Source organism: Corynebacterium sp. HMSC06G04, assembly GCF_001807365.1.
Classification (GTDB): domain Bacteria; phylum Actinomycetota; class Actinomycetes; order Mycobacteriales; family Mycobacteriaceae; genus Corynebacterium; species Corynebacterium simulans.
Genome location: NZ_KV788599.1, coordinates 37,961 through 58,976, shown reverse-complemented (window position 1 = coordinate 58,976; position 21,016 = coordinate 37,961). Strand labels below are relative to the sequence as shown.

The 21,016-nt window shown below is 60.0% G+C and carries 18 protein-coding genes; 14 read left to right on the top strand and 4 right to left on the bottom strand.

Translation table 11 applies throughout. The features are described 5' to 3' along the window. Positions 1-68: 68 nt before the first annotated feature. Entirely contained in the window at positions 69-1,919 is a 1,851-nt protein-coding gene (locus HMPREF3158_RS03300) for an FAD-dependent monooxygenase (RefSeq protein ID WP_070497313.1), read from the bottom strand. 156 nt (positions 1,920-2,075) lie between these two features. Next, on the bottom strand, positions 2,076-3,437 hold the full coding sequence (locus HMPREF3158_RS03295; protein ID WP_070497311.1) for an MFS transporter: 1,362 nt from the start codon (positions 3,435-3,437) through the stop codon (positions 2,076-2,078). A 124-nt stretch (positions 3,438-3,561) separates the two neighbouring features. Here HMPREF3158_RS03295 and HMPREF3158_RS03290 point away from each other — a divergent pair, with 124 nt between their 5' ends. From HMPREF3158_RS03290 to HMPREF3158_RS03260, 7 genes are all read left to right on the top strand, one after another. After that, on the top strand, positions 3,562-5,040 hold the full coding sequence (locus HMPREF3158_RS03290) for a fumarylacetoacetate hydrolase family protein (protein WP_070497309.1): 1,479 nt from the start codon (positions 3,562-3,564) through the stop codon (positions 5,038-5,040). After that, complete coding sequence (locus HMPREF3158_RS03285; protein WP_062042841.1) at positions 5,037-5,708, top strand: GntR family transcriptional regulator; 672 nt, start codon at positions 5,037-5,039, stop codon at positions 5,706-5,708. Before HMPREF3158_RS03290 ends, HMPREF3158_RS03285 begins: the two co-directional genes overlap by 4 nt. Before the next feature lie 31 nt (positions 5,709-5,739). Further along, positions 5,740-7,254 (top strand): 5-carboxymethyl-2-hydroxymuconate semialdehyde dehydrogenase, encoded by a 1,515-nt coding sequence (gene hpaE / locus HMPREF3158_RS03280; protein ID WP_062036572.1) that lies wholly within the window; start codon positions 5,740-5,742, stop codon positions 7,252-7,254. Between the two features lie 41 nt (positions 7,255-7,295). Next, positions 7,296-8,372 (top strand): 3,4-dihydroxyphenylacetate 2,3-dioxygenase, encoded by a 1,077-nt coding sequence (gene hpaD / locus HMPREF3158_RS03275; RefSeq protein WP_062036574.1) that lies wholly within the window; start codon positions 7,296-7,298, stop codon positions 8,370-8,372. Positions 8,373-8,479: 107 nt separating this feature from the next. Beyond that, a complete protein-coding gene (hpaH, locus tag HMPREF3158_RS03270; RefSeq protein WP_062036576.1) occupies positions 8,480-9,265 on the top strand; it encodes a 2-oxo-hept-4-ene-1,7-dioate hydratase in 786 nt (261 codons plus the stop codon). Then, the gene (locus HMPREF3158_RS03265; protein ID WP_062036578.1) at positions 9,250-10,029 is read left to right on the top strand and encodes an HpcH/HpaI aldolase family protein; all 780 of its coding nucleotides are present in this window, start codon (positions 9,250-9,252) and stop codon (positions 10,027-10,029) included. Before hpaH ends, HMPREF3158_RS03265 begins: the two co-directional genes overlap by 16 nt. A gap of 8 nt (positions 10,030-10,037) precedes the next feature. Then, on the top strand, positions 10,038-11,513 hold the full coding sequence (locus HMPREF3158_RS03260; RefSeq protein ID WP_070497308.1) for an NAD-dependent succinate-semialdehyde dehydrogenase: 1,476 nt from the start codon (positions 10,038-10,040) through the stop codon (positions 11,511-11,513). 47 nt (positions 11,514-11,560) lie between these two features. On the opposite strand, the gene HMPREF3158_RS03255 is transcribed toward HMPREF3158_RS03260, so the two are convergent. Beyond that, positions 11,561-12,085, bottom strand: coding sequence for an excalibur calcium-binding domain-containing protein (locus HMPREF3158_RS03255; RefSeq protein WP_062036582.1), 525 nt, complete (start codon positions 12,083-12,085; stop codon positions 11,561-11,563). Between the two features lie 49 nt (positions 12,086-12,134). After that, positions 12,135-13,079 (bottom strand): AraC-like ligand-binding domain-containing protein, encoded by a 945-nt coding sequence (locus HMPREF3158_RS03250; RefSeq protein WP_061925398.1) that lies wholly within the window; start codon positions 13,077-13,079, stop codon positions 12,135-12,137. Positions 13,080-13,203: 124 nt separating this feature from the next. Between HMPREF3158_RS03250 and HMPREF3158_RS03245 the strand changes: the two genes are divergently transcribed. The 7 genes from HMPREF3158_RS03245 (at position 13,204) to HMPREF3158_RS03215 (ending at position 20,890) form a co-directional block, all read left to right on the top strand. Then, on the top strand, positions 13,204-14,613 hold the full coding sequence (locus HMPREF3158_RS03245; protein ID WP_061925395.1) for an aldehyde dehydrogenase family protein: 1,410 nt from the start codon (positions 13,204-13,206) through the stop codon (positions 14,611-14,613). A 30-nt stretch (positions 14,614-14,643) separates the two neighbouring features. After that, positions 14,644-14,907, top strand: coding sequence for a hypothetical protein (locus HMPREF3158_RS03240; protein WP_005530783.1), 264 nt, complete (start codon positions 14,644-14,646; stop codon positions 14,905-14,907). Positions 14,908-14,910: 3 nt separating this feature from the next. Then, positions 14,911-15,699, top strand: a complete 789-nt coding sequence (locus HMPREF3158_RS03235; RefSeq protein WP_062036587.1) for a zeta toxin family protein — start codon at positions 14,911-14,913, stop codon at positions 15,697-15,699. A gap of 275 nt (positions 15,700-15,974) precedes the next feature. Then, positions 15,975-17,366, top strand: coding sequence for a recombinase family protein (locus tag HMPREF3158_RS03230; protein ID WP_246817794.1), 1,392 nt, complete (start codon positions 15,975-15,977; stop codon positions 17,364-17,366). Positions 17,367-17,872: 506 nt separating this feature from the next. After that, the gene (locus HMPREF3158_RS03225; protein WP_046646499.1) at positions 17,873-18,157 is read left to right on the top strand and encodes a lactococcin 972 family bacteriocin; all 285 of its coding nucleotides are present in this window, start codon (positions 17,873-17,875) and stop codon (positions 18,155-18,157) included. Between the two features lie 5 nt (positions 18,158-18,162). Beyond that, positions 18,163-20,169, top strand: coding sequence for a hypothetical protein (locus tag HMPREF3158_RS03220; protein WP_070497306.1), 2,007 nt, complete (start codon positions 18,163-18,165; stop codon positions 20,167-20,169). Then, positions 20,156-20,890 (top strand): ATP-binding cassette domain-containing protein, encoded by a 735-nt coding sequence (locus tag HMPREF3158_RS03215; protein ID WP_062036591.1) that lies wholly within the window; start codon positions 20,156-20,158, stop codon positions 20,888-20,890. The genes HMPREF3158_RS03220 and HMPREF3158_RS03215 overlap by 14 nt, the downstream gene beginning before the upstream one ends. Positions 20,891-21,016 lie beyond the last annotated feature (126 nt).

The following is a 21,016-nucleotide window of genomic DNA, read 5'->3' as shown; positions in this document are numbered from 1 at the left end:
CCCCGCGTAGTGTTTCACGTGAAACACTACGCGGGGCGTTGTTTGTGGCTGCTATTTAGAGCTGTTGCTTACTTGGTTGGCAACAGCGCCTTGTCGAAGTAGGCCTCGACAGCCGCGGCGTCGTCAAGCGGCAGGACCGCGCCGACGTATTGGTCTGGGCGGACGATGATAGCAGCGCCCTCGCGGGAGATGCCGCGGGCTTCGAAGATGTCGCGCTCTTCGGGCAGGGCGTTGAATACGTTCTCCCAATTGGGGATATGGAACTTGCCGTTAAGGGGGCGGAAGAGACGCGGGGCGTCCAAGAGCTCGTAATCGTGGTGGTTGGTCTGCTGGTAGATGGCCTTGACGTCGAAGTAGGTGTTCTCGTCGGCATCAGCGGGAGTGAACTTGGCCAGAACCTCCTTCATCCGCTCGGCCCAGGCGCTGAGCTTGGATTCCTCGCCGGCCTTCGGGGTGTCGGCAAAAGCGTAGATGCGGTAGCGGCCGTCTGCGAAGTGCTGGTGGCCCAGGTGCTGCGGAACTGCGTCGCAGCGGCGGAGAACCTCAAAGGACTTAAAACGCTTGCCCACCGGGAAGCCAGTGGCCAGTTCTTGATGCTGGGTGTCGCCGACGATGATGTTCTCCTCGTACTGGGTCATCATGCCGGCGGCGAATTCCTCGGCGGCGACGTAGTACTTCTCCACCGCGCACGGATCCTCGAGCTCCTCCGGCGGGGTGGCCATGAGGGTGGACCATTCCTTATCGAAGTTGATGAGGTTCTGTGCGGCTGGCTGGCGCTCGCCATGGTAGGTGCTCAGCAGCTCCTCCGGCGCGCGGCCATCCAAGACGTGGCCAAGCTTCCAGCCGATGTTGAAACCATCCTGCATGGAAACGTTCATACCCTGGCCCGCCTTCGCGGAGTGGGTATGGCAAGCATCGCCGGTGAGGAAGACGCGCGGGGAATCGTTGTTGTCATCAAAGGCATCGACCAGGCGGTGGCCTACTTCGTAGACGGAGTGCCAAGCCACCATCTTCACATCGATGAAATAAGGAGAGTAGATCTCGTTGGCCTTCTCAATGATCTTCTCGATTGGCGTCTCGCGCACCTTGCCGTTGTCACCTTCTGGGACGACGCCCAAGTCGACGTAGATGCGGCAGAGGTAGCCGCCCTCGCGCGGGATGTGGAGGATCGAGCCGGCCTTGGAGTGGATGGCACACTTGGTGCGCCAATCTGGGAAGTCGGTATCGACCACGACGTCCATGACGCCCCACGCGTGGTTGGCCTGATCGCCGTTTAAGGAGCGGCCGATGGACTTGCGCACGCGGGACTTGGCGCCGTCCGAGCCGACGACGTACTTGGCGTGGACCGTGCGGGGATTGCCGTTCTCATCTTCGAGCTTGACGGCGACGGGGTATTCGCCCTCCCCTACCTCGAGCTCGATGAACTTCCAGCCATAGTCCGGTTCGATGCGGCCCGGGGCGCGGTGGGCAAAGCGGGCGAAGTAATCCAGAACGCGGGCCTGGTTGACGATGAGGTGTGGGAACTCGGAGATGCCACCCTCGTCATCGACGGGGCGGGCGCCGCGGATAATGTGCTCGCGGTTTTCTGGATCCGGGTTCCAGAAGGACATCTCGGTGATCTCGTAGGCCTCTTCGGTGATTTCCTTGGCAAAGCCGAAGGCCTGGAAAGTCTCCACGGAACGGGACTGGATACCGTCTGCCTGGCCCAGGATGAGGCGGTGCGGGCGGCGCTCGATGATGCGAGTGTTGACGCTTGGGAACATTGCCAGCTGTGCAGCCGTGATCATGCCCGCCGGCCCGGAGCCCACGATGAGGACGTCCATGGTGTCTGGCAGCTCGCTGGTGCGGTCGACGCCATAACCTGCGGGCTCGAGGACGCGGGGGTCTTGGGAAACATAACCATTGTGGTGGAACTGCACTGTGATCTCCTTGTTAGCCAAGATGAAGTGGATGGGATGCGGGTGACTTAACTCAATGCATTTAGGGAGTGTGATCTAAGTCCTATGTGCGGAATCATATATGATGTCGCAATTTTCTACAATGAGCATTCAGATTTGCGTGGAAACGCTGGGGATTTACTTGCTGAAGATGAAGTGCCCGCGTGCTTGCGCGGCTTCGTGCTCTGGGCCAAGAGGGATTCCCTTGCGTTCACGGAGGATGAAGGTGCACACGAGGCCAACCAGCGAAGCCGTGACTAGATAGCCGGATACCGCGAAGGTGGTGCCCGTTGCTTCGACCAGGGAAGCCGCAATCATCGGGGCGAAAGCTCCGCCTAGGACCGAGCCGAGGGCGTAGGTGACGGAAACGCCCGTGGCGCGGATGGACGCCGGGAAAAGCTCGGCATACATGGCGGACTGGGCGCCGTAGGTCAGGCCCAGGCCAAAGGTTAGCGAGGTCAGTGCCAGATAGAGCAGCTTGAGATCGCCAGTGTTGACCAGAGGGAAGAGCGCTGCGGCGCCGAGCGCCTGAGCGATAAAGCCGATGAGGTAAGTCGCGCGGCGACCAATTCGATCGGAGATGGCACCGGCAAACAACGTAAAAAGTGCCCAGGTAAACGCGGAAAGCGTGACGGCGTTCAGGACGTCGCCGCGCGCGAGCGCAACCGGACCGTCCGGGTCGGTCGCGTACTTCTGGATGTAGCCGCCCGTGGTCATGTAGCCCACGGTGCCATTGCCTGCGAAAACCAGTGCTGCAGTGAAGACCAGCGGGAAAAACTTCTTGAACAGAACTGCGAAAGGATGTGGCGTTTCTTCCTCTTGGCGCTCGGCGATTTCCTCGAAGACTGGGGATTCGTCAACGCCCATGCGGATCAGGTAACCCACCAAAACCAGAACGAAGGAAAGCAGGAACGGTACACGCCAACCCCAGGCCATGAAGGCGTCGCCAGGCGCGATGGTGTTCATGATTGAAAGAACTCCGGAAGAAAGCAGCAGGCCAGCCGGCACGCCCACCTGGGGTCCGGCGCCATAGAGCCCGCGCTTGTCGACGGGTGCGTGCTCCACCGCCATCAGCACCGCACTGCCCCACTCACCGCCTGCGGAAATTCCTTGGATGATGCGCAGGAAAATGAGCAGGATCGGCGCCCAAACACCAGCACTATCGAAGGTGGGCAGGACGCCGATTAGTGTGGTGGCGCCGCCCATGGCGAAGAGGGTGACCATGAGAACCACGCGGCGACCAAGGCGGTCGGCGAAGTGGCCGGCGAGGAAAGCGCCGATTGGGCGGAAGAGGAAGGAAAGGCCAACCGTAAGGAAGGAGATGATGGTGGCTAGGCCGCCTTCCAGCGGACCGAACATGAGCTTGTTGAATACGAGGCCAGCTACCGCGGCGTAGAGGAAGTAGTCGTACCACTCGATGGCGGTACCGATGGTGGTCGCGGCGACAACACGGCGGCGTTCGGCCGTCGTGATTGTCGGTGCGGCAGTTGCTTGCGACATGTTTTCCCTTTCTAGTTGTGGCTTGTCGTATACCTAACCACTTATTGTGAGTTGAACCACTTGCGGCGTTGGTAGGGATAATATACGATTTGGGCAAACATTTGAGAGAAAAGAAGGATTTTTCATGGCTGTACCCCAATTTCTGCCTGAGAAACCGGGCAAGATTATTGCCGTGCACGTGGCTTTTGAGTCCCGTGCCGCTCAACGTGGTCGCTGGCCCAAGACCCCGAGTTACTTCCTGAAGGCGACCAGTACCCTGGCGGAATCCGGCGGCGTCGTCGAGCGTCCGGCGGGCACTGAGCTGTTGGCGTTTGAGGGCGAGATTGCGCTCATCATTGGCAAGCCGGCTCGCAATGTCACCTTGGAAGAGGCTTGGGGTCATGTCGCCTATGTAACTGCTTCCAATGACCTGGGTCTTTATGATTATCGCGCGCAGGATAAGGGATCTAATACCCGTTCCAAGTCCCGCGATGGTTATACGCCGATTGGGCCCATGCTTATCGACGCCCAGAAGATCGACCCCGCCTCGTTGCGCCTGCGCACCTGGGTTAATGGCGAGCTGGCGCAGAAGGGTACCTCGTCGGAGAAGGACCTCATCTTCCCTCTCGCGCAATTTGTCGCGGACCTCTCCCAGCACATGACTCTGGAGACTGGCGATATCATCCTGACGGGCACCCCGGCGGGCTCCACCGTGATCAAGCCCGGCGATGTCGTTGAGGTCGAGGTTGACGTACCGGGTGGCGAGACCTCCGGACGTCTTAAGACGGCAGTCGTGGAGATCCCGGCTTCCTTCGATTCGGCTCTGGGCAACCTGCCGAATGTCGATGACAAGCAGCGCGAGGATGCCTACGGCGACCGTGAGTCCGCTGGGCTTCCGCCGCTTCCCTCTTCCTCCTCTTCCGAACTTTCCGCGGAATTGAAACGGAAATTGGAGGAGGCGCCCACCGCCGGACTTTCGGCACAGTTACGAAATCGCGGCATCAACCAATCCGTTATCGAAGGCGTCTATCCACAGACTCCGGGCACCAAAATGGTGGGCGTCGCCCGCACCCTGCGCTTCGTTGCCGGGCGCGAAGATCTCTTCAAGAGCCACGGCGGCGGCTTCAACGAGCAGAAGAAAGCCTTCGACACCGTAAAGGAAGGCGAAGTAATCGTTATCGAGGCTCGCCAAGAGCCGGGGTCTGGCACCTTGGGCGACATCCTTGCACTGCGCGCGAAGACCCGCGGCGCGGCCGGTGTTGTCACTGATGGTGGTGTGCGCGACTACGAGGCGGTCCGTGAGATCGGCCTGCCCGTCTTCACCCAAGGCGCACACCCATGCGTGCTCGGCCGCAAGCACGTTCCGTGGGATAGCGACATTGCTGTTTCCTGTGGCAACGCCACCGTTATCCCGGGAGACATCATCGTCGGCGATGACGACGGCGTCATCGTCATCCCGCGCGAGCTGGCTGAGGAGGTAGCAGACGCTGCGCTTGCCAAGGAGCACGAGGATGAGTGGGTGGCCGAGCAGGTCAAGGCCGGCGCAAGCCTCGACGGGATGTTCCCGCCAAAGGGCGCCAACAAGGAGGCCTACCTCGCCTTCAAGAATGGGGGTGGTCAATGAGCCTCGCGGAGAGCAAATCCCAACAGGCCTATAACTGGATAAGCCAGCAGATCCGCACCCGCGGATACGAGCCAGGCCACCGCTTGGTTCTTACAACAATTGCGGAAGAACTCGATGTCAGCGTCGTGCCGGTGCGCGAGGCCATCAGGCAGCTCGAGGCCGAAGGGCTGGTTACCTACGAACGCAATGTGGGCGCGCGAGTAACCACCCACAACCGCGAGGCCTACTACGAATCCATGGAGATCGTGGCCACACTCGAGGCCCGGGCAACCGCCCAGTCCGCTCCCTTCCTCGAAGCCGCGGACGTCGCCAAGGCGCGGGAGCTTAATCAGCAGATGCGCGAGCTTGATGTCACCCACGACCCAGACGAGTTCACCAAGCTTAACAAAGAATTTCATAGCGTGCTCTTTGCCAAGTGTCCCAACGAAAGGCTTGTAAAGCTGGTTTACGAGCAATGGGACCAACTGGAATATCACCGCGTTTCGACCTTCCGCTACATCCCGGAGCGGGCGTTGGACTCGGTGGAAGAACACGAAAAGCTAATCACCCTCATTGAGATCGGCGCCGAGGAAGCATACGTGGAAAAGGTTGCACGGGAACACCGCTTGCAAACCTCCCGGAGCTATCGGGCAAAAAACGCCGAAACAGACACTGCAAACGCAACCTAGATACCCAGACTTAAAGGAGAACCCTAAAGCCATGAGCATCAACAACGACGCCGCGAAGCCAAACGACCTGCCAGAGAAGATCCTCCACTACATCGATGGTGAATTCGTTGCCTCTATTGATGGCGACGAGTTCGAGGTACTCGATCCGGTAACCAACCAGAACTACATCAAGGCCGCCTCCGGCAAGCCGGCCGACATCGACAAAGCCGTTGCTGCCGCCAAGGCTGCCTTTGAGCGCGGCGAGTGGTCCAAGGCTCTCCCCCGCGAGCGCGCTCGCGTCCTCAACAAAATCGCAGACATCGTCGAGACCCGCGCAGACAAGCTGGCTGCTTGGGAGTCCTTCGACTCCGGCCTGCCAATCACCCAGGCCAATGGCCAGGCCAAGCGCGCGGCGGAGAACTTCCGCTTCTTCGCTGACCTCATCGTTGCGCAGGCCGACGACGCCTACAAGGTTCCGGGCCGCCAGATCAACTACGTCAACCGCAAGCCAATCGGCGTCGCAGGTCTTATCACCCCGTGGAACACTCCTTTCATGCTGGAGTCCTGGAAGCTCGCCCCTGCTATCGCCACTGGTAACTCCGTTGTCCTGAAGCCGGCTGAGTTCACCCCGCTTTCCGCACAGCTGTGGGCAGGCATCTTTGAGGAGGCTGGCCTCCCGAAGGGCGTCTTCAACCTAGTCAACGGCTTCGGCGAGGAAGGCTACGCGGGCGACCCACTGGTCAAGCACCCAGACGTCCCGCTGATCTCCTTTACCGGCGAGTCCCGCACCGGTCAGATTATTTTCGGAAACGCGGCACCGCACCTGAAGGGTCTGTCGATGGAGCTGGGCGGCAAGTCCCCTGCCATTGTCTTCTCCGACGCGGACCTCGACACCGCAATCGACGCCTGTATCTTCGGCGTGTTCTCCCTGAATGGCGAGCGCTGCACCGCCGGCTCGCGCATCCTCGTCCAGCGCGACATTTACGATGAATTCGTTGAGCGTTACACGGCCGTCGCCAAGCGCGTAAAGGTGGGCCTGCCTTCCGATCCGAAGACCGAGGTTGGCGCCCTGGTTCACCCAGAGCACTACGAGAAGGTCACCTCCTACATCGAGATCGGCAAGCAGGAAGCAAAGCTGGCAGCCGGCGGCGAGCGCCCAGAGGGCTTTGAAGAGGGCAACTTTGTGCAACCGACCGTCTTCGTTGACGTCGACCCATCCGCCCGCATCTTCCAGGAAGAAATCTTCGGCCCAGTCGTTGCCATCACCCCGTTCGACACCGACGAGGAAGCGCTCGAGCTGGCCAACAACACCAAGTACGGTCTGGCCGCATATGTCTGGACCTCCGACCTCAAGCGTGCGCACAACTTCGCACAGAACGTTGAGGCTGGCATGGTCTGGCTGAACTCGAATAACGTCCGCGACCTACGTACCCCATTCGGCGGCGTGAAGGCTTCCGGCCTGGGCCATGAGGGTGGCTACCGTTCCATCGACTTCTACACCGACCAGCAGGCAGTCCACATCAACCTCGATAAGGTTCACAACCCGGTCTTCGGCAAGCAGGACTAAATCCTTTTTCTCTCACCTACTTTTCACCCAAGGAGCACATCATGACCAACGTTCAAGCACCGGATATCCTGCGTTGCGCCTACATGGAGATCGTTGTCACCGATCTTGAGGCTTCCCGTAAGTTCTACGTGGATACCTTAGGCCTCGTCGTGACCGAGGAAGATGACAACGCAATCTACCTGCGCACCTACGAGGAGTTCATCCACCATAACCTGGTGCTGCGCAAGGGCCCTGTTCCGGCAGTGGCGGCCTTCTCCTACCGCGTGCGTAGCCCCGAAGATCTGGACCGTGCTGAGGAGTTTTACAAGGCCCGCGGCTGCGAGGTTCGTCGCAACAAGGACGGCTTTGTCAAGGGCATCGGCGATTCCGTTCGTGTGCAGGATCCGCTCGGTTTCCCGTACGAGTTCTTCTACGAGGTAGAGCACCGCGAGCGTCTGGCGTGGAGCTATGACGCTCATATCCCGGGCGCGTTGGTTCGCTTGGATCACTTCAATCAGATCACCCCGGATGTTCCGAAGGCCGTGGATTACATGGAGGATCTTGGCTTCCGTATCACTGAGGATATCCGCGATGAACAGGGCACCGTCTATGCCGCATGGATGCGCCGTAAGCCGACCGTCCACGACACCGCAATGACCGGTGGTGACGGCCCGCGCATGCACCACATCGCGTTCGCTACCCACGAGAAGCACAACATCATCGCCATCTGCGACAAGCTTGGCGCTCTCCGCGAGTCTGACGCTATCGAGCGCGGCCCAGGCCGTCACGGTGTTTCCAATGCCTACTACCTCTACTTGCGCGACCCGGATGGTCACCGCGTGGAGATCTACACCCAGGATTACTACACCGGCGACCCAGACAACCCGGTTGTCACCTGGGACGTCCACGACAACCAGCGTCGCGACTGGTGGGGTACCCCGGTTGTTCCTTCTTGGTACCGCGACGGCTCCACCGTCCTCGACCTCGATGGCAATCCGGTTCCGCTGGTCGAGCGCACCGATGAGTCCGAGATGGCGCAGACCATCGGCGCGGATGGCTTCTCCTACACCCGCAAGGAAGATTCCGAGGAGATGCCGGAGTGGAAGCAGGGCGAGTTCAAGCTCGGCAACCAGCTCTAAAGCTCTCATGGATGCTGGACTGTGATTTCAAGGTTGATTAAAACCCAGAAATGCGGTCCAGCTTTTCTGCATGTTTCACGTGAAACAACGAACTAAGGAATTCGACAATGTTAGATAGCAAGCAACATATAGCCATCGCGGATGAGCTGGCGCAGGCCGAGCGCGACCGCACGATGATTCCTCTGCTGAGCACTCGTTTCCCGGACATGGGTGTGGAGGATTCTTATGCCATCCAGGGTGAGTGGGTAAAGCGCGGCATCGCCGGTGGGCGGCGCCTCGTTGGCCGCAAGATTGGTCTGACCTCCAAGGTGATGCAGGAGGCAACCGGTATTACCGAACCGGACTACGGTGCCATCTTTGCGGACCAGGTCTATGAGAACGGATCCGCTATCGAGCACGCGCAGTTCTCGAACGTGCGCATCGAGGTGGAGCTCGCCTTTGTTCTCAAGGAGGACCTGGCGGGGCCTAACTGCAGCATCTTTGACGTGCTCCGCGCGACCGATTACGTGGTGCCAGCCTTGGAGATCCTCTCCTCCCGCATTGAGATGAAGGGCCGCACCATCGTGGACACCATCTCTGACAACGCGGCGCTCGGTGCGATGGTTTATGGCGGCAACCCAGTCCGTCCCGAAGACGTTGACCTCCGTTGGGTCTCCGCCCTCCTCTATCGCAATGAATCCATCGAAGACACCGGCGTCGCCGCGGCGGTGCTCAACCATCCGGCGATGGGCGTCGCCTGGCTGGCGAACAAGCTGCATGCCCACGGCGACACTTTGAAGAAGGGCGACATCATCCTCGCCGGCTCCTTCACCAAGCCGATGTGGGTGGAGCCGGGCGATGCCGTCCACGCCGATTACGGAAAGTTGGGAGCAATCACATGCCGATTCCAGTAGAACTTCCGCCAACCTTCACGCGCGCGCTTGACGACGCCCCCTTGATCGGCGCCTGGATCTGCTCCGGCTCCCAGGTGGCGGCGGAGATTGTTGCTTCCGCCGGTTTCGATTGGCTGCTCATTGATGGCGAGCACTCCCCTTATAGCTTGGAGACCATCGCAGAATTGCTTCGGGCCACAGATGTGTATGGGCCAACCCGCATGGTGCGTGTTCCGGTTAATGATACCGCACTTATCAAGCAATACCTAGATGTTGGTGCCCAGAATCTGATGGTGCCTATGGTCGATACTGCAGCCGAGGCCGAGAAGGCTGTAGCGGCAATGTATTACCCACCGCGCGGTGTGCGCGGCGTCGGCAGTGCGTTGGCTCGTTCTTCCCGCTGGAATGGTGTGGAGGGGTATTTGCAGAAGGCCGCTGAGACCGTCAGCCTGACCGTGCAGATTGAGTCCTTCACCGCTGTGGAGAACGCGGCGGAGATCGCGGCAGTCGATGGTGTTGACCAAGTATTTGTCGGCCCATCGGATTTGGCGGCCTCAATGGGGCTGCTGGGACAGCAGACTCACCCAGACGTGCTGGACGCAGTGCAGCGTACTTTCGATGCGGTCCGTGCCGCGGGCAAGCCGGTGGGCGTCAACGCTTTCAATCTGGAGCAGGCGCAGCGTTATCTTGACGCAGGTGCGTCGTTTGCACTGGTAGGAGCTGATGTCCAGCTGTTGTCCGGTGCGGCGCGTACGCTGGCGGACAAATTCTCGAAGAAAGGTTAGCAACTTTTATGACTATCAATGTTGAGCAACTGTTGGCCAAGGTTCCGACCGGCCTGCTGATTAACGGGCAGTGGCGCGATGCTGCGTCAGGTGAGACCTTCGACGTGGAGAATCCCGCCACCGGCGAGGTACTAGCCACATTGGCTTCGGGTAACTCGGAGGATGCCGTGGCCGCACTGGATGTCGCCTGTGCCGTCCAGGACGAGTGGGCGCGCACAACCCCGCGCGAGCGTTCTAACATCCTGCGTCGTGCCTTCGAGCTTGTTACCGAGCGCAAGGATGAATTCGCTGCGTTGATGACCTTGGAAATGGGCAAGCCTCTGGCTGAGGCCTACGGTGAGGTCACTTATGGTGCGGAGTACCTGCGCTGGTTCTCTGAGGAAGCCGTGCGTGACTATGGCCGCAGCTTGCCCGCACCGGAGGGCACCCTTCAGATGGTGACCCGCCGTAAGCCGGTGGGCCCGTGCCTGCTTATCACCCCGTGGAACTTCCCACTCGCCATGGCCACCCGCAAGGTTGCGCCGGCGGTTGCTGCGGGCTGCACCATGGTGCTCAAGCCAGCGAAGCTGACTCCGCTGACCGCTCAGTACTTCGCCCAGACCATGATTGACGCGGGTCTTCCGGAGGGCGTTCTGAACGTCGTGGCGGGCAAGTCCGCTTCCGCCATTTCTGAGCCGGTCATGGCTGACTCGCGCCTCCGCAAGGTGTCTTTCACTGGCTCTACTCCGGTGGGTAAGACCTTGTTGAAGGCTGCTGCGGACAACGTTCTGCGCACCTCCATGGAGCTCGGCGGCAACGCGCCGTTCATTGTTTTCGAGGACGCAGACTTGGATCAAGCTGTAGCGGGTGCGATGGGCGCGAAGATGCGCAACATTGGTGAGGCCTGCACCGCAGCTAACCGCTTTATTGTGCACGAGTCCGTGGCCGAAGAGTTCGCACAGAAGTTTGCAGCCAAGATCTCTGAGCTCAAGGTGGGCAACGGTATGGACGAGGGCGTTACCTGTGGGCCGCTCATTGAGAAAAAGGCCCAGGACAACGTCGCCGCGCTCGTCGAAGACGCCGTCGCCAAGGGTGCCAAAGTTCTCGTCGGCGGCAGCCGTGGTGAGGGTGCTGGCTACTTCTACGAGCCGACCGTCCTGACCAATGTTTCACGTGAATCACGCGTGGCGCAGGAGGAGATCTTCGGACCGGTTGCGCCGATCCTTACCTTCAGCGATGAAGCCGAGGCCATCGAGCTGGCCAACGACACCGAGTATGGCCTGGCCTCCTATGTGTTCACGGAAGACTCCGACCGTATGTGGCGCCTGGGCGATGGCCTAGAGTTCGGCCTCATGGGCTTCAACGCCGGTGTCATCTCTAACGCCGCTGCCCCATTCGGTGGCGTCAAGCAGTCCGGCATGGGCCGCGAAGGCGGCGCCGAGGGCATCGAGGAGTACACCTCGCTGCAGTACATCGGTGTGCGTAACCCATACGCCAACCGATAAGGAATATAAGAAAAGCAGCCACTCCGATGGGGTGGCTGCTTTAGGTCTTAACGAGGGTCGCGCTCGCAACCAACGCCATCGCCATCACGATCAAACTTCGACATGAAGCCAGGATCGCCAGAGCGGATTGGGCGGCCAATGGAGTTCCACACGGCAGTGCAGTTTGCATAGCTGGCGGTGACGCGAGCAGGGGCGGGTGCCATCACGCGAGGTGGGGCTGGAGCTGGCCTAGCGGCGGGAGCGGGAGCTGGTGCCGGTGCTGGCGCAGGGGCGGGAGCTGGTGCTGGAGGATTCGGAATAATTCCAGGTAGCGGATTGGGGATCATGCGCTGTTGAACAGCCCAATAGACTCCGCCCGCGATGAGGCCGGCCAATGCGAGAGCGCCAACGACAGAGCCAACAATTACCCCGGTATTAGGTTCAGAGGACTGGGAGTTGGTGGCGGTATCTTGTTCGGCTGTAACGCTCGTTTCGGAGGCAACCGGAGCGTTAACTTCTTGTGCTTGCGCTGGAGAGATAGCGCCAAATGAGAGGGCCGCTGCAAGCAGTAGGCCAAGAGATTTCTTCTTCACAAATTTGTTATGCGACCACGCAGAGCCGTATGGAGGCTAAATGGGAGATTTACCCCCATCTAGAACTCTTAAAGGGATGGAGTGCGAAACGGGCGCGATAAGCGCTGGGAGAAAGTCCGAACTCAGCCTTGAAGATGCGCGAGAAATGCGAAGGATCGTGCAGGCCGTAGCGCGAGGCGATGGTGCCAATGGATTCCTTGGCATTTAAGGGGTTTGTTAGCTCCTCCCGTACTTTCTCTAGTCGGCGGCTGCGGATATAGGAGCCTACTGATAGGCCTTGTGCGGCGAAGCGGGAATGGAGATGACGCACGGATACGAAAAGCGCCGTGGCGATACTGCTTGGGGAAAGTTCTGCATCACCCAAATGCTGCTCGATATATGAGGTGGCCTGGTTGAATAACAAATTCTTCGAGTCAGAGGCGGTGTCGACTTCAGAAGAGAACACTGTGACCAACATGTTCAAGGCGGAGCGAACAAGGGCCGGGGCGTGCGGGCCTTCCAGCACGTCGAGGTTATTGGCCAGCTGCTCGAAAAGCGGCACTGCCACCTTGCCCAAGCCATGATCACGGGAAACTGGGCTCGCAGTTAGCTGCTGAATCTGCGCCGGTGTGAGGCTAAGTAGGCTCTGTGGAAAGTGAACGATAAGAGTGTGCTGCTCGACGGGATATTCAAGAACATAAGGCCGTTGAGTGACATACAGTGCTAAGTCACCGGGATGAAGCTCGCAGGTTCGGCCATCTTGCGCCATGGTGGAGCGGCCGGAAAGCTGGAGGCTGAGCTTGCAAAAGGGGGCGTCGGCAAGCGCTGCGTTTTCCCTTTTTACCGAATGGGGCGCGGTGCGCATGTCAAAGAGGGAGACCTCCCCCACCCTGGTGCTGGTGAGCTGAGCCCAAAAGGTGCTCGCCTCGGGTGCATGAACTTCCAGCTTGCCGAAGGTCTCCGAAGACGCCGCGCGCCAGGCCGCGAGGTCATAGTGCGAGGAAGGGTTGGGCATATAAGTACTATACAGTGACCTCAAGCACATTTTTGAACAAGTTTTGTGCGCTTAAAGTCAAGCGGCAATATGTGTTGTGGGTAACAATAGTCAAAACTTTGCACACCTCGACTAAGGAGAATAAATGTCGCAGTTCGCCACGTATGAAGATCTTCTCGCAGCTGTTAGCGCTGAGGATGGCGTAGAAATCATCAACCCAGCCACCGAAGAGGTTGTGGGCGTCGCACCTGAAGGCAGTGTTGAGGAGCTCAATGCGGCGGTCGAGCGCGCGGTTCACGCGCAGAAGTCCTTTGCAAAGCTCAGCGACTCTGAGCGCTGTGACCTCCTGCTCAAGGCTGCGGACGCCATTGAGGCTTCCGCGGAGCCACTGGTGGAGCTGCTCTCCCGCGAGCAGGGCAAGCCGCTGAACGGCCCGAATGCTCGCTTCGAGGTTGGTGCGTGCTCCGCGTGGCTGCGCGCGACGGCGTCCTTCGAGTCCCCTGATTACACCGCTGTCGATGATGACATCACCGCGACGGTGCACTACCGTCCGCTCGGCGTCGTCGGTGCGATTGGCCCGTGGAACTGGCCGATGATGATCACCATTTGGCAGATTGCCCCGGCCCTACGCATGGGTAATGCCGTGGTGGTTAAGCCTTCCGAGTACACCCCGCTGTCCGTCCTGGCGCTCATCAAGGTCTTTAATTCCGTGCTTCCGGAAGGCGTCCTGCAGGTTGTCACCGGTGACGGCGCGGTAGGCGCAGCGCTGACCACTCACGCGGACATCGACAAGATCATGTTCACCGGCTCCACTGCGACCGGCAAGAAGATCGTCGAGTCCTCTGCCGCGAACCTGCAGCGCCTCACCCTTGAGCTCGGCGGTAACGATGCGGGCATCGTGCTTGACGACGCCGACCCAGCCGCCATCGCCGGCGACCTTTTCTGGGGCGCGTTCATCAACACTGGACAGACCTGCGCGGCAATGAAGCGCCTGTACGTGCCGGAATCGCTTTACGACGCCGTCTGCGAAGCCCTCGTCGAGGTAGCCAAAGCCTCGCCGATGGGTGTGGGCTTGGAAGAAGAAAACGTGCTCGGCCCGCTGCAGAACAAGCAGCAGTTCGACATCGTGGACAAGCTGGTAAAGGCAGCGAAGGAGTCCGGAGCGCGCGTGCTGTTGGGCGGCGACCCTGACTATGACGCGCCGGGCCACTTCTACCCCACCACCCTGGTGGCAGATATCGACCCGGATAACCCGCTCGTCGTCGAGGAGCAGTTTGGCCCTGCTCTGCCGATCATCAAGTACACCGATTTGGACTGGGCAATCGAGCAGGCCAACAAGCTCGATGTCGGCCTTGGTTCCTCGGTGTGGTCCGCCGATCGCGAGCGTGCGCGTGAGGTTGCGGCGCGTCTCGAGGCTGGTACCACCTGGATTAACGGTCACGGCGGCGTCGACCCGCGCGTGCCATTCGGCGGCATCAAGTCTTCGGGCTACGGCGTGGAGTTCGGTACCGAAGGCCTCAAGGGCCTGGCCTACCCGCAGATTATCAACGGCTAAAACCGCCGTGGCGCTGCTATTCTAAGCGCCATGAGCACCGCCAACGTCCCGGAGATCGAGTACGCAGCCTTCGACGCAATGAAGGAGGTTGCGTCCTCGCTGAAAGCTGCCTACCTCACTCGGGCCGCTGAAGCAGGCAACGATGTTGAATCACAATGGTGGATTCGTCAGAATTGGCTGGTAGAGGACATAGTCAGTGGTGTTGATTCAACCGACATTGAAGCCATCCGCGCCGCTGCGGCTCTCTTTGCGCAGCGGCTTGAAGCCCTCTCCTCCGAGCACAAAGCGGCATAGCTTATGCTTTCCGCCGCTGATTTCCCCGTTGATCCACAAGTTATGGAGCAACGGCTAAAGACTCTGCAAGCCAGCTACTTTGGCCGATCGAATGCTCACAGTCCGTCTGTTCCAGAAGTCATTTATGTGGCGGGGCAGCCAGCGTCAGGCAAATCAACGGCTATTGAATCTGTAAAGAATGGTCACGCGGTCCTTGATTCCGATGAGGTTCGGAAGCTGCACCCCGCCCTCGACGAGATCATGGAGCGCGACCCCCTGCGCATGGACGTGCTCACCAATGGTCCGGTGCCCTATTGGATGTCCTCGCTGATTGAGTATGGCCGGCAGCACGGGCACTCCCTCATCATTGAGAACACGCTGTCCAACCCGGAATTCATCGCAGGAGAGATAGCCAAGTTTCGCTCCGCGGGTTTCCGCGTGAGGGTCGTGGGCTTGGCGGTGGCGCAGGAGGTCTCCAGGCTCGGTGTCGTCCAGCGCTACCTGGAGGCGCAGCGCGTGAGCCGCTACCCGCGCTGGACCAATGAGGTTTCCCATACGTCGGGCTTTAAGGCCATCGTCCCAGGGCTTCAAGCGATTGCCCCGCTTGTCGACGACCTCGAGATCCGCACCCGCGACGGCCGCACCTTGAGCGGTATCGAGGATATTGAAGCCGAGCGCGCAACCTGGTTCGACTCCCCCGCCATTCGTGCTGATTGGCTGGCCCGCTTCGACAGCTGCGACTTGAGTGGCCTTGAAGCGGAGAAGCTCACGCAAAACCTCGTGGCTGATGCAGAGCGTATCCGCAAACTTTAAGGCTGTGCCCGTGGAACTGCGCGCCCGGTAGGCGGTGAGAGCTTCGTGTCAAAGCGGCTGCTGGCGAGCTAGCGGTCTGCGAGGTCGAGCAGGCTGAGGATGTCGTCTGCGTGGAGTTTCGTTTCAATGTAACCTAAATGCGCTATGAATAGCGTATGACTACACGTGCTACTATTTACCTCCGTATCTCGTTAGATGCTGCCATGGACGGCCTCGCCATCGACCGGCAGCGTCAGGACTGCGAAGCCCTCGCCGAGTAACGCGGCTGGGACGTCGTGCATACCTACGTCGATCAATCGATCTCTGCATCAAAGAAGGACGTGGACCGTCCCGACTACGACGCGATGGTGGCGTCCTTTGAGCGCGGCGAGATCGACGCGATCATTTGCTGGGACCTCGACCGCCTCACACGACAGCCCGCGCAGCTCGAAGAGTGGATCGACAGGGCGGAAGAGCAGGGGCTGAAACTCGTCACCGCGAACGGTGATGCTGACCTTGCCACCGACGGCGGCAGAATGTACGCGCGTATCAAAGCAGCCGTGGCGCGCGGCGAGATCGAACGCAAAAGCATGCGCCAATCCCGTGCGCAACAGCAGCGCGCCGAGCAGGGCCGCTGGTACTCCGGCGGTGTGCGCCCGATCGGCTACACCTCCACCGGCGAGATCATCCCATCCGAAGCCGCCGCCGTGCTCGGTATGTTCCGCGCTGTCGAGAGGGGCAACTCCATGCGCGATATCGCACGCGCCTTATCTGGGGTCGATCAACCGGGCTTGCCGGACATTCCGACCACGCCGCGCCATATGCACACCGTGGTCACAGAGCGCAACGCACGCCGTCGCGCTGCTGGCCAGGAAGAAAAGTCGGTTCCCGACGCGCAGCCCTGGGCCTACACGTCGTTGCACTCGATCCTGCGCAACCCCGTGTATGCCGGCTACTCCACGTATAAGAAGGCCAAGCGCAAAGGCGTGAAGAACAAATACCGCCGTGTCACGCATATCGTCCGCGACCCCGATACCGGCGAGCCGGTGAAAGGGCAGTGGGAGCCGATCGTCACACCCGATCTGTGGTGGCGTGTGCAAAACGTGCTCGATGATCCCGACCGGCTGACAAACAAGGAGCGCCGGAACACTCGCCGCCATCTTGGCTCGGGCCTGTATGTCTGCGACGAGTGCGGCAACCCCGTGCACACGCATGCCGACCGCTACCGCTGCGCGGCCTGTGGCTTAGTGCGCACTCATAGCGTCGATGATTTTGTGCTCGCCGTGATCCGCGCCCGCCTTGGCCGTGACGACCTAGCAGACCTGTTGCCAACTGCGGATGACGACGAGGTCGACGCCATCGACGACGAACTCGCTGAGCTTCGCGCAAAGCTCGCCCGCGTCCAGGCTGACTACGACGAGGAGCTTATCGAGGCCCGTGACCTCAAGCGCGCGCGAAACCGTTATGAGCCGCAGATCGAGAAACTCGAAACGCGCCGTGCCCGCCTTGCTGGCGCATCGGCGCTGCTCGACACAACCGGCTACGCCTCGCCCGTGGACGCCTTCGACAACGCAGAGCTTGCCGTGCAGCGTCGAGTCATTAACACCCTGTGCCAGGTGCGCCTGCGCCGTGGCGTGCGCGGCACCAAGACCTTCAACCCTGAATCGGTGCAGATCGTGTGGAACTAGGTTGCAGTGTGTGGCACATCAACAATCGCGCGCATGTGCTGCGCCTTAGGGGCGGCCTAAGCAAGCGCACGACACCGTGCGCTTGCGGCGTGCGAAACTAGGCAGGAGTTTCGCGCAGCTGACGTTGGCGAGGATGACGTCAGAAGAGAGCAAGGACGAAAGGGCGTGTTGCGGGCAACCCCACTCCGTACGGGGTGAATCCAAGACATAGCGGACCAAGGACAACCACCGCCCTCCCGAGCCTAAGGCCCGTGAAAAGTACCAATAAAATTAGAAAACTGGTTCTATTCCCATTTATATTCACTTAGGGTAGCCTTCCTTTTGAGGCAATCCCGCCTCATTTCCTCTCTCAAAGGAGACTGTTATGACCCCCAAAAAAGCGCACTCGGCAGTTTGCAGCGCTGCTGATTGCCTCTGCTCTGAGCGTTTCCGTATCTAACTCAGCCGTTGCTTCCGCAGAAGAATTCCAAGACCACGGCGCCAAGGGAGGCTTTGCTTCCGGTGTGATGGCCGAGCTACTCGGCGAGGCAGCACCAGCCTTCACAACCTACTGGGCATCTGTCGGCCGGAAAGTTCGCTACCCTGCAGGTGGCGGTACCTGGGAGTACGGATTCTGGGACGCTAAGGCGCGTTCTTATTTCACCGTGAATCGGTGCCATACTTCGACTGTGATCGTCAACGACAGAAGGCAACAAAGCATCGACACCCGCGGCGGCCAGAAGTCGATCGCCGAGCTTTGGGCAACGAATTTGCCGGGCACTAAGGACAGCTACTACTACAACTTCTGCTAGAACTCATGCGTATTCGACCCCTAGTACTTGGGCTTTTGAGCCTACTTCTTGCTGCAGTCATCGCGACTACTGGGTGGCTGCTGACAGCCCTGGTTGACTCCACCAAGCCCTTGTCCTTAGGGGTCGAATCAACCTTTAGTCTTGACTACGTCGAGCCTAAGACTTCACTCGCGGAGGAACTTGAGTCAGACTACGCACCGACGGTAATCCGTAACTCACTGGTTTCATTGGCCGAGCAGAACGGCTACTCCATCTACCGGCTGACTGGCACCGATGACGCAAGCGGGACTTCCCACGAGGTTTTCATCCCGCTGGAGGAAAATTATCCAGCACCGGAACGCATTCCCCGGCTCAACCGGCCGGATGCCTTGAGCCAAGCGGCCAGTGAGCTTGGGTCGCTGGATTACCACGGTGACTACGTCTTGGTTCCCAAAGCAACGGGTGGCAATGCGAACCACTTCTACGAATCGGCCAGGAATGACGGGCTCAGGCTAAGCGAAAAGACGCAGTTCCTTCACCTCATCCAATCGGTCGTATTCCGCCTGCCCGCGTTGGTGGCGATCCTGTTTCTATTTGTCGTTTCCCTTTTTGCCCTGGTATTTGTTCTTCGGGTTTCCGGTCTTAGATTGGCAGCGCTGCGCACAATAAATGGAGGGCACCGCAGTCAAAAAGGCAATTCGCGGCAATGGACCTTTGTCATCCTCCCGCACCTAGTTCTCATTGGCCTTGCGAGTACATTCCTCGCCCGCCAAGGGAGCTATTCTTTTGCCCTCCTGTTCCTCAGGTTCTACGCCGCCGGGATAGGCTTGGCCCTGGCTACCACCGGTTTGGCCGTAGCCGTCACCGCCCCATTGTTGCGCCGCGCAGTAGCGCTGCTGGGGCAGCGTGCCCCCGCAGAGAAGGCGGCGGGAAAAGCGCTGAAAGTAATTTCGGTCTTTACCTGCGTGACCTTTGTAGCAGCGGGTCTTAGCTCAGTGGCTGCGCTCCGCTCCTACCAGCAGGAATCCGAGGCCCAGCAGACCTGGAAATCTCTCGCGGAGTTTGGAGCCTTGCATTTTTCAGCCAACTTCGACGGCCCTGCTGGCCGCGTGGAAGGAGGCGAGCTCTTGCCGCCCAGTGTGCAGCAGAACTTCCGCGACTTCGCGCTCAGCTGGGAACGGGAGCACGGGGCTGTCCTCAGCCATACTTTGCCGAAAGAAGGTACCGGTATGCCGGACTCCTGCCCCGTGGCACTTGCTAACCGCCAATGGCACGATCTGCAGGATTATCAGTTCCGTCCCGGAGACGACAACCACTCGGTCGACTATTCCGCAGCCCAAGAGCATTTCGCAGCTTCCGTGGATCTGTGGGCTCAGGAATCCGGCGACCTGCTCCTTAAATCTGCGCAAATTGGTCCGGTCAGTGCCGATCATGCGGTCGGATTCATTAGTGGAACAATGTCGGGGGAACTGGTTCCCGGCGATTGTTTTTACGTGCTTGAAACGGACGATCTATCCGGCTTCGACGCAGACTTCCTAAGCTCCACAGCTTCGAGTGAAAATTTGCTCTTCGCGGATTTCTCGGAACTGGGTCCAGAACTTACCGCTGCCGGCCTCGAAGGCTACGTGTACCCGGTACGCGCGGCCGATCGCGGTCTGGCCGAACTAGTAGCCAGCACGGCGCTGTTCTGGCTGAGTATCCTGAGCGTCCTCGGAGCTTTGCTCGCCACGCTTGCGGCCTTGATAGTCCAGGCGCGCATCCAGCTCCGAGTTCACCGTCGCCTCCTGGTACTCCTCCACAGCGCTGGGCAATCACCGGACAAAACGATGTGGCGACTATTCAAAAGCCAACTGGTCAGCCTGACAGTTGTCGTCATATTGTCCGTCCTGGCTCCGCTACTGCTTCCCAACCCGTTCCTCTACACCTTCACCGCGCTAAGCTGCCTTGTCTTAATCGTCTACCTCGGTTTTGTCCGTCTCAGTATTTCTCAGCACATGTCCGCCTCCCCTAGGAGTCACAATGTCATTGGCTAGCCCCAATCAGTCCCCCACTCTGCCGCCAGAGATTTCCACCTCTCATCTCTGTCTCGCCGCGGAGTCGACTTTTTCTGTGGGGCGCAGCACGCGGATGGTGAAGAAGTCCCTCGTGGAAAATGCAACGTTTTCCCTACCCGGGCCAGGCTTTGTCGCCATCTGTGGAGCCAGCGGTTCCGGAAAGACTTTGCTGCTCAACACCTTGGCCGGGCTCCTGCCGCCGGCGGACGGCCTCCTCCGGATAGACGGCGAGAATGCCTCCGCGTGGAAGATGAAGCGGAGGCGGAGGTTCTGGCGAGAACGCGCAGCGATAATCCACCAAGACCACGGAATCATTCCCGAACTAAGCTGCGAAGATAACCTCACCCTCGGGCTATCCAGGAAGCAATACTCCAAAGAAGAATTGCTGCACTCCCTCGGCGAAGTCGGTCTTGATGTCCCCTTCGACGGGCCGGCAGCTATTCTCAGCGGAGGCGAGCAGCAGCGGCTGGCCATCGCCCGAGCCCTGCTCCGCGGCGCGGCTTATGTGTTCGCTGACGAGCCGACCGCCTCCCTCGACCCCACAAACCGCGACCAAGTTATCGCGCTCCTGCGGCGAGCTGCGGACGGGGGCGCACTCGTTCTGGCCGCCACGCACGATGCCGCAGTTATTGCTGCCGCTGACAACACCTTGCGCATCAATGATCGCCAGGTCACAGTCTCCGGCTCTGCGCGGGATTAAATCGCGATGCCCGCGGCCTTGGCCACCTTCCGGTACCCGGCCGCATGGTCCGCGACGCTGGCGTGGGCGTTGAGTCCGCTGGGGTTGTCGAGCACGGGCCTGACCCCCGGAAAGTAGACACGTCGG

Bases quoted from the DNA above. Each gene is read 5' to 3' on its own strand.
- HMPREF3158_RS03295 (WP_070497311.1), bottom strand. From the start codon at position 3,437: ATGTCGCAAGCAACTGCCGCACCGACAATCACGACGGCCGAACGCCGC.
- HMPREF3158_RS03290 (WP_070497309.1), top strand. From the start codon at position 3,562: ATGGCTGTACCCCAATTTCTGCCTGAGAAACCGGGCAAGATTATTGCC.
- HMPREF3158_RS03285 (WP_062042841.1), top strand. From the start codon at position 5,037: ATGAGCCTCGCGGAGAGCAAATCCCAACAGGCCTATAACTGGATAAGC.
- hpaE (WP_062036572.1), top strand. From the start codon at position 5,740: ATGAGCATCAACAACGACGCCGCGAAGCCAAACGACCTGCCAGAGAAG.
- hpaD (WP_062036574.1), top strand. From the start codon at position 7,296: ATGACCAACGTTCAAGCACCGGATATCCTGCGTTGCGCCTACATGGAG.
- hpaH (WP_062036576.1), top strand. From the start codon at position 8,480: ATGTTAGATAGCAAGCAACATATAGCCATCGCGGATGAGCTGGCGCAG.
- HMPREF3158_RS03265 (WP_062036578.1), top strand. From the start codon at position 9,250: ATGCCGATTCCAGTAGAACTTCCGCCAACCTTCACGCGCGCGCTTGAC.
- HMPREF3158_RS03260 (WP_070497308.1), top strand. From the start codon at position 10,038: ATGACTATCAATGTTGAGCAACTGTTGGCCAAGGTTCCGACCGGCCTG.
- HMPREF3158_RS03250 (WP_061925398.1), bottom strand. From the start codon at position 13,079: ATGCCCAACCCTTCCTCGCACTATGACCTCGCGGCCTGGCGCGCGGCG.
- HMPREF3158_RS03245 (WP_061925395.1), top strand. From the start codon at position 13,204: ATGTCGCAGTTCGCCACGTATGAAGATCTTCTCGCAGCTGTTAGCGCT.
- HMPREF3158_RS03240 (WP_005530783.1), top strand. From the start codon at position 14,644: ATGAGCACCGCCAACGTCCCGGAGATCGAGTACGCAGCCTTCGACGCA.
- HMPREF3158_RS03235 (WP_062036587.1), top strand. From the start codon at position 14,911: ATGCTTTCCGCCGCTGATTTCCCCGTTGATCCACAAGTTATGGAGCAA.
- HMPREF3158_RS03225 (WP_046646499.1), top strand. From the start codon at position 17,873: ATGGCCGAGCTACTCGGCGAGGCAGCACCAGCCTTCACAACCTACTGG.
- HMPREF3158_RS03220 (WP_070497306.1), top strand. From the start codon at position 18,163: ATGCGTATTCGACCCCTAGTACTTGGGCTTTTGAGCCTACTTCTTGCT.
- HMPREF3158_RS03215 (WP_062036591.1), top strand. From the start codon at position 20,156: ATGTCATTGGCTAGCCCCAATCAGTCCCCCACTCTGCCGCCAGAGATT.